The organism is Roseburia sp. 1XD42-69, assembly GCF_003612565.1.
GTDB lineage: Bacteria > Bacillota > Clostridia > Lachnospirales > Lachnospiraceae > Roseburia_B.
Map to the genome: position 1 here is coordinate 21,729 of NZ_RAZG01000052.1, position 6,784 is coordinate 28,512.

7 protein-coding genes are annotated in these 6,784 nt (G+C 46.0%); all 7 read right to left on the reverse strand.

The window, feature by feature from the left end; all coding sequences use genetic code 11:
- Positions 1 to 38: 38 nt before the first annotated feature.
- The 7 genes from D7Y06_RS18295 to D7Y06_RS18320 all read right to left on the reverse strand — a co-directional run bounded on the left by D7Y06_RS18295 (position 39) and on the right by D7Y06_RS18320 (position 6,619).
- On the reverse strand, positions 39 to 758 hold the full coding sequence (locus D7Y06_RS18295; RefSeq protein WP_243119389.1) for a glycoside hydrolase family 31 protein: 720 nt from the start codon (positions 756 to 758) through the stop codon (positions 39 to 41).
- Positions 673 to 1,179, reverse strand: coding sequence for a TIM-barrel domain-containing protein (locus D7Y06_RS27270; protein ID WP_243119390.1), 507 nt, complete (start codon positions 1,177 to 1,179; stop codon positions 673 to 675). Before D7Y06_RS27270 ends, D7Y06_RS18295 begins: the two co-directional genes overlap by 86 nt.
- A gap of 103 nt (positions 1,180 to 1,282) precedes the next feature.
- A complete protein-coding gene (locus tag D7Y06_RS18300; protein ID WP_120409164.1) occupies positions 1,283 to 2,092 on the reverse strand; it encodes a TPM domain-containing protein in 810 nt (269 codons plus the stop codon).
- Between the two features lie 12 nt (positions 2,093 to 2,104).
- Positions 2,105 to 3,190, reverse strand: a complete 1,086-nt coding sequence (locus D7Y06_RS18305; RefSeq protein WP_120409165.1) for a hypothetical protein — start codon at positions 3,188 to 3,190, stop codon at positions 2,105 to 2,107.
- A gap of 371 nt (positions 3,191 to 3,561) precedes the next feature.
- Entirely contained in the window at positions 3,562 to 3,723 is a 162-nt protein-coding gene (locus tag D7Y06_RS18310; RefSeq protein ID WP_330566522.1) for a hypothetical protein, read from the reverse strand.
- Positions 3,707 to 4,498 (reverse strand): protein-ADP-ribose hydrolase, encoded by a 792-nt coding sequence (locus D7Y06_RS18315; RefSeq protein WP_120409166.1) that lies wholly within the window; start codon positions 4,496 to 4,498, stop codon positions 3,707 to 3,709. Before D7Y06_RS18315 ends, D7Y06_RS18310 begins: the two co-directional genes overlap by 17 nt.
- Before the next feature lie 114 nt (positions 4,499 to 4,612).
- On the reverse strand, positions 4,613 to 6,619 hold the full coding sequence (locus D7Y06_RS18320; RefSeq protein ID WP_120409167.1) for a DUF4368 domain-containing protein: 2,007 nt from the start codon (positions 6,617 to 6,619) through the stop codon (positions 4,613 to 4,615).
- Between the last annotated feature and the right edge of the window lie 165 nt (positions 6,620 to 6,784).

Sequence of the window (6,784 nt, forward strand, 5' to 3'; positions counted from 1 at the left end):
ATATCATCATATCTGGAAAAATCAGACTGTCTGCGCTTTTATTGTTTCTCAAACACAGGCATATACTCCACCGGAGCATCCACGCTTACCAGGTCATTCCCGTCATAAACCTGACCCGTGGAAGTCAATTTCCATTTCCCCTTTGGCAGATAGACTTCACGTTTAAACTCATTTAAGTGCAGAATCGGGGCAACCAGATACTTATCCCCAAACATATACTGAGATTTAAGTTCCCAGCATTTTTCATCCTCCGGAAACTCGTAAAACATGGCTCTAAGCAATGGGGAACCATTTACGTGGGCTTCCTCATACAGTTTTTTAATATAATCGTGCATTGACATACGGATATCATAATACTGCCTCATAATTTTATAATTATCTTCGCCATAGCTCCAAAGCTCATTGGGCTGCCCGGTGCGGAGATATCCCCCGCCCCAGTCCCTGTCATCCAAGGTGGGTATATTATAAGGCCCTCTGTCCCCGTGCATGCGCAGCACCGGAGAATAAACGGCAAACTGATACCATCGGATTAAAAGCTGCCTGAAATCCGGGTCGTTTACATCATCTGTCATAAATCCTCCAATATCCGTAGTCCACCAGGGTATTCCCGCCAGCCCCATATTTAAACCGCACTGAATCTGGTCCTCAAGTGCCTCAAAAGTGCTTGGAATATCACCGGACCAGATGACATTTCCGTATTTTTGGGAGCCTGCCCAGGCGCAGCGGAGAAGATTTACCACTGTCCCCCTGGTAATCATAGGTCTGGGCTGCGCCCCGCTCCGTGCGGATTAAAAGGCCCTTTTCCATCATCGGGCCAAAATTTTCACTTCTTCTGTCCACAGAAGGCCACACAGAAACAATTACTTTTATCCCCTTCTCATGGAGTTCCTCCACCATAGCTTTCGGGTCAGGCCAGTATTTTTTGTCAAACTTCCAATCTCCCTGAAGGGTCCAGTGAAAGAAATCAATCACAATTTGGTCAATCTTTATCCCCTCTTTTTTATACTGCCGGGCCACGGACAAAACTTCCTCCTGGGTCCTGTAGCGGAGCTTGCACTGCCATAACCCCATCAAATCCTCCGGGAACATTTCTGCATGTCCTGTCACGTCCGTGTAATTGGAAAGAATCCCCTTGGGCGTGTCGGAAACGGCAGGGCTGCTGATACTGGCCCATTCCAAAAATCTTCTCCTCCTCATTGCTCTCAAATTTTACATTGAGAGAAAACTCACTTCCCCCTATACTTGCGGGCTGTTCTCCCAAAGAATACCGAAAGAAATGCCTTTAAAATTTTCCTCCTCCCCCTCCATGCGACCTTCCGGAAGAGGACGTATGGGTAACGCTCCCCCCGGAATAGCTGGACTCGTCATGCTCCGGTTTTCTACTTCGGTTGACATGCCTGTACAAAAACATGTCGCTTTGTTTTGTCAAATGCATACTGTCTCTTTTTATGTAACTGTCCGCCATAGGCTGACTGTGCACGGATTTAAGTTTTCCCCTCATCACACTGGTTATAATAAATGACAAAAGAAACCCTGCAATCAATGCAATGGCAAGATTCATGAGAAGAGGAAAAGGCTCTTTGGGAAGATTCCCCACATCATAGGGTTCTCCTTCTCTGGCCTGGGTGATAAAAGCATCGCACAACTGGGCAAAGGCAGTAAAAGCAGCCCCGTACTCGCCGTCACTTAAATCTCCTAAAAATTTTTCAGAAATGTATTCCCGCCCTGCATCCGTAATTGCTGTAATTCCAAAACCTGTTGTGGATATATGCCAGTCCCGTTCTTCCATACTGATGAGAAACAAAACCCCGTCATAGGAATCCCCAAAACCATAACCGTTGTAATCATAAAAATCGTCTGCAAACTCCATGGGTGATTTCCCCTCCAGGGAGTCTGTGGTAACAATTACCAAATCAACCTGCTGCCGCTCACTTATCTCATCTAATTTATCCCTCAAGGCCGTTTCTTCGCTGTCAGTCAATAAATCCGCCCCATCCACAAGTCTTGGCGCATCCTCTGCGGCAAACACCGGGGATACCGGAAAAAATAGTAAAACCAATGCAAAATATACCATAAAAATTCTCTTCTTCATCTTCTGTCCCCCTTACAGTAACCATAGCAAATAGGATGCAGCAAAAACCGCCGCACTGATAATGCCGGTAAGCCCAAACAGCCATTTGGCGTATGCCGTTTTATCCAAAGGCAAATCCCCCACCATTTTTCCCGTCTGCCCATTCATGGCAAAAAGATAATTTTTTCCCTTCCAGGTGGTACTTAACAGCCATACGGGAAAAAGGGCATATTTGATTTTACCGTTGTGTAACTGAATACTGCCTGCTTCCCTGACAACGGTAGTATATCCCTTCACTGTGGCACCGAAAGCATCCTCCGTGCTCTGGCGGATCCTGACATTTGCACGTTCCACACTCTGCCCGGCATCCACATCATATTTATCCGCCAAATATCCTGCCAGATATGCGGTTTTAAAATCCACCGCCTCTGAAAAATCAAAGGGCTCGATAGATTCCATAAAGTCATCCGGCATTTTCGTAGAGCCATCCACCGGAACTTTCTCGAATGCAATGTTCCCGCCTCTCGTTACCGCAAAAAAGCTGGTTTCCGTATAATCATATTTGCTGTCACTCCATGCACGGACTTTTGTTGCCTTATAGCGTATATTTGCATCCGCACCGGCATCAAAAAGCCAGAAGGGAACATACACGCCTTTCACTTCATCAATGTGGTTCTCTTCCTTAAACACTTTGGGGAGCAGGCGTTTTCCCTCATAATGTCTCTTCAATGCCGCTTTCGCTGCTTTTTTATCCAATTTAAAGGGAATCACATAATCCGGCTTCAATGCGCCTTTAAACTGTCCCATCAGAACAACAGGATTGCCGCAGTATGGACAGGAGAGAGCCGCCGCATTCTCATCACATACAATTTCACCGCCGCAGGACTTGCACACATAAGTGCGCAGCCCATCTGTCTCGCCGTCCTGCCACTCCTTCCCAGCAGAACTCTCCCACTTCATGTCATCTGCCCTGTCATTTTTCAGTTCGCTGTCATAACCTGCCAGGGTTTCCATCTCAAATTCCGTATCACAATAGGGACACTTCATCTTTTGTACGTTACTGTCAAAAGCAATCCCGCCGCCGCAGCACGGACACTTATATTCCTGTATTTCCCCCATTCCAAATCTCCTTTTTCTTATATGTTTATATTGAAAATAGTAATGGATTCTGTCGAAAAAAGCAACGAGTAATTTTTTAAGTTTCCCCGTTTTTTCATCTTTTTACTTCTGATATTATTGTGCTATAATAAATTAACTCATAGGAAAAAGAGGTAAAAATGGAAATACGAAGAGCAACAGAAAAAGAGTTTCCTTAGATTATGGAACGATACGAATATGCCAGGCGTTTTATGGCAGACCACGGCAACCCAAACCAATGGGGACCTTCAAACTGGCCCCCAGAACAACTGATTAGTGTGATATAAAGGCAGGCAGCAGCAATGTCTGTCCTATGGGGATTGACGTAAGGAGGGAAATTAAACATGAGAAAATTAACAGTCAAGAATGTATCCAATGTGGAAATTGCAACCGGTAATCCTTGCAGGGTTTAAATCTATAGTTTCCTTCGCGCCCTCTTCTCTTAGCTGGCATATCCTCATTTCTATAAATGTATCTAATTCCGTTTCCCTTAATTTCTCATATTGAATCGTCATACAAAATCCCCCTATAAATATCAAAATCTTCCTGTTTAAAAACATTGAAAATAACCTTTTCTATCTGTGTATCCCTCTGTAAAAACTCTGTAACTGTCTGCACTGCAATTTCAGCCGCTTTTTTCTGTGGGAAATGAAACTCCCCCGTAGAAATACAGCAGAAAGCTATGCTTTTTAGCCCATTATTGGCGGCAAGTTCCATACATGACCGATAGCAGTCAGCAAGCTGTCTGCAATGCTGTTGGGTAAGCTGCCCATACACAATGGGCCCGACGGTATGCAGGACATAACGGCATGGGAGATTGAAAGCAGGAGTAATTTTTGCCTTTCCTGCAGGCTCGTCATATCCCTGCTCCGTCATCAGCTTATCACATGCCAAACGCAGCTGGATACCGCCGACGCTGTGAATAATGTTATCCACGCAAGAGTGGCAAGGTACAAAACATCCCCTTAGAGCACTGTTGGCCGCATTTACAATGGCATCCACCTTTAACGTGGTAATATCCCCACGCCAAAGGATAAGTTTATGATTGATAGGAAATGCAAGCAGGGCGTCACTGTCGGTAATCCCTTTTTCCTCAACCTCTGCACTTAGATATTCGTCCTGCACTTTAAGAAATTCTTCCCCTATGGCCCTGGGTTCACGAATATTCATCAGGCTTCTTAAAAGCCGTTTCTGCTCCTTGGTATCCCCAGGGATTTCTATATTTTTATCTTGGGGTTGTTCTGATAATAATTCTCTGATTAAATATTTTCTTTTTTCTTCCTGGGTCATGGCAGTTCCCTCCTGGTAAAAAATATATGGACATGGTTATTGATTGATACCAGATAAGGATAAAAATAGATATGTATGGGCAGGAGCATAGATTTTCTCCTGCCACGCCTATATTTAGGCGGTTTGACGTTTGGTACGTTTTCCGTATTCACGTTCCATTTCCCGCATTTCTTCATCCGTTGGAATATCTACAATCCCGACATAGGAATAGTAGATGTCAATATCCTGTGTCCGTTTCCCGTCTTTTTTCTCGCATTCGTGGACTACGATTTTATCCACAAAAGTATTTAAAATTTCGGGCGTTAGCTCGTCAATACGGGTATATTTTTTGGTAACGGCTATCAGCTTGGAAACATTGGTTGCTTCTGTGTCGGCTTCGCTGACTTCGGCTTTCAAGGCTTCGATTTCCTGTTTTAGCTGTTCCTGCTCGGCTTCATATCCATCTGACAGCTTGTAAAAGCGTTCGTCATTCAACTTTCCATTGACATTATCCTCATAGATTTTACGGAACAGGCGGTCAAGCTCTTCCATGCGCTTTTCGTCCTTTTCAATCTGTTTCTGCTTTGCGGATAATTCGTATCGGCGTTCCGCAAGGGTAGTGTCAATCTGTTGTCGGATAAATACCCTTTCAAATTGCTGTAAATAGGACAGGAAATGCTGAAGCTGTTTTAATACCAACTGGTATAGGACATCTTCTCTGACATAATGCTGTGTGCATACGCCGCTCCTGCTGTTTCCTTTATATTTGGAACAGCGGAAATACAGATAGCTCTTTGATGAGCGCAGGCTTAGCTTTGTACCGCAGTCAGCACATTCTAATAATCCTGTAAAAATGCTTGTTGCGCCGTTTTTTGTCGGTCTGCGTTTATTTGCCCGTATCATCTGCACTTTGTCCCATAGTTCCCTGTCAATGAGAGGGGTGTGGGCATTTTCGATATACGTCCGCATTTCTTTTGCGGTAGGGATACGCTTTTTGCTTTTAAAGCCTAAACGGGTAGATTTAAAATTTTCTGTAACACCGATATATGCCACATTTTCAAGAATTAATGCCACTGTGGTAGATTCCCAATTATACGGGTTCTCTGACACAATCGGTGCAGCCAATCCCTTTGAAGCCTTATATGCGGATGGGGTTAATACTTTATCCCCCCAAAGCGTATCAGCAATGGCGGAGATTCCTTTCCCCTGCATACAGAGTGAAAATATCCTGCGGACGACTGCCGCCGCTTCCTCGTCCACAAGCCAACGGGTTTTGTCATCTGGATTCCGCAAATATCCGTGGATATTCCTGAAAGATGCGGTCAAAAAGCTCCATGAACGAGACGATCTCGCCATCCAGGGAACAGAGTACATTCTCCTCGGTGCTGGGGGCTTTGTCCCGCTCCATCTCAGCCGATATTTCCGCGATCCTCTGCATCTCGGCCTTCCTGGAAGTGGTCGGCGGGCTTTGTGGTAGGCAGGCCGGGGCTTTTTGCCTTTATCATCCTTGGATTTCTTCAAATCGGCGGCCAGTCTGAGGCGCTCTTCCGGGTCAGCTTTTGCAACAGCGGCTACTGCCGATGCTGTCGGCTTGATTGTGCCTGTGAGTATTTCCTGCTTGATACCGGGCAGGGCTTCTTCGGCGGCATCCACACCTTTAGCAAAAGTCCCGGCCTCCCTCACATAACTTGCGGAAGTGTTTGTTTCTTTTGCAATGCGGGATGGTGTAACATGGCGGCTATTCTGGTGCGGACATTTTTTGTCCGCACCACTTTCGTCAGATAAAGTGTGCTGGTTTCCATGAAAGGCATCCGCCTGTTTCTCTGCCTCATACCGCTGCCCGATCAGATATTTCTTCTGCTGGGGCGTCAGGTTCCGCCTGCCAAGCTGGTGTTTGCATATCCACGAAATTGCTTCGTAGCGGTTGGCAAAAGACACCTTGTGGACCGCATAGGTCAGCTCCGGGTGCTTCTGGATGATCTCATAGCGGTTGTGGCCGTCCAGGATCGTGCCGTCCCAGACGATGAGGGGCGAAAAGACCGCCCCATCCGATAGGATGTTTTCCTCCAGCAGGGAGAACTCGTCCTCCGTCAGCGGCGGTATCTTGTCCCGGAACTCCGGGTCGATGATGAGCTTGTCCATCAGGATGCCTCCATTCCCTCAACAGGAGCGTAGTCCTTATCAAGCCCGACACTCACCAGGAGGGCGGCATTGACCCGCATCATCTGCTCTTTGGTAAGGTTCATAAGAACTGTAGCTATGGTTACTGCTTTATCGCTCCAGCAAAGCTTCTGCTATTGCCAAGAA

Coding starts and splice junctions, on each gene's coding strand:
- D7Y06_RS18305 (WP_120409165.1), bottom strand. CDS start 3,190: ATGGGGGAAATACAGGAATATAAGTGTCCGTGCTGCGGCGGCGGGATT.
- D7Y06_RS18320 (WP_120409167.1), bottom strand. CDS start 6,619: ATGGACAAGCTCATCATCGACCCGGAGTTCCGGGACAAGATACCGCCG.
- D7Y06_RS18295 (WP_243119389.1), bottom strand. CDS start 758: ATGATTACCAGGGGGACAGTGGTAAATCTTCTCCGCTGCGCCTGGGCA.
- D7Y06_RS18315 (WP_120409166.1), bottom strand. CDS start 4,498: ATGACCCAGGAAGAAAAAAGAAAATATTTAATCAGAGAATTATTATCA.
- D7Y06_RS18300 (WP_120409164.1), bottom strand. CDS start 2,092: ATGAAGAAGAGAATTTTTATGGTATATTTTGCATTGGTTTTACTATTT.
- D7Y06_RS18310 (WP_330566522.1), bottom strand. CDS start 3,723: ATGACGATTCAATATGAGAAATTAAGGGAAACGGAATTAGATACATTT.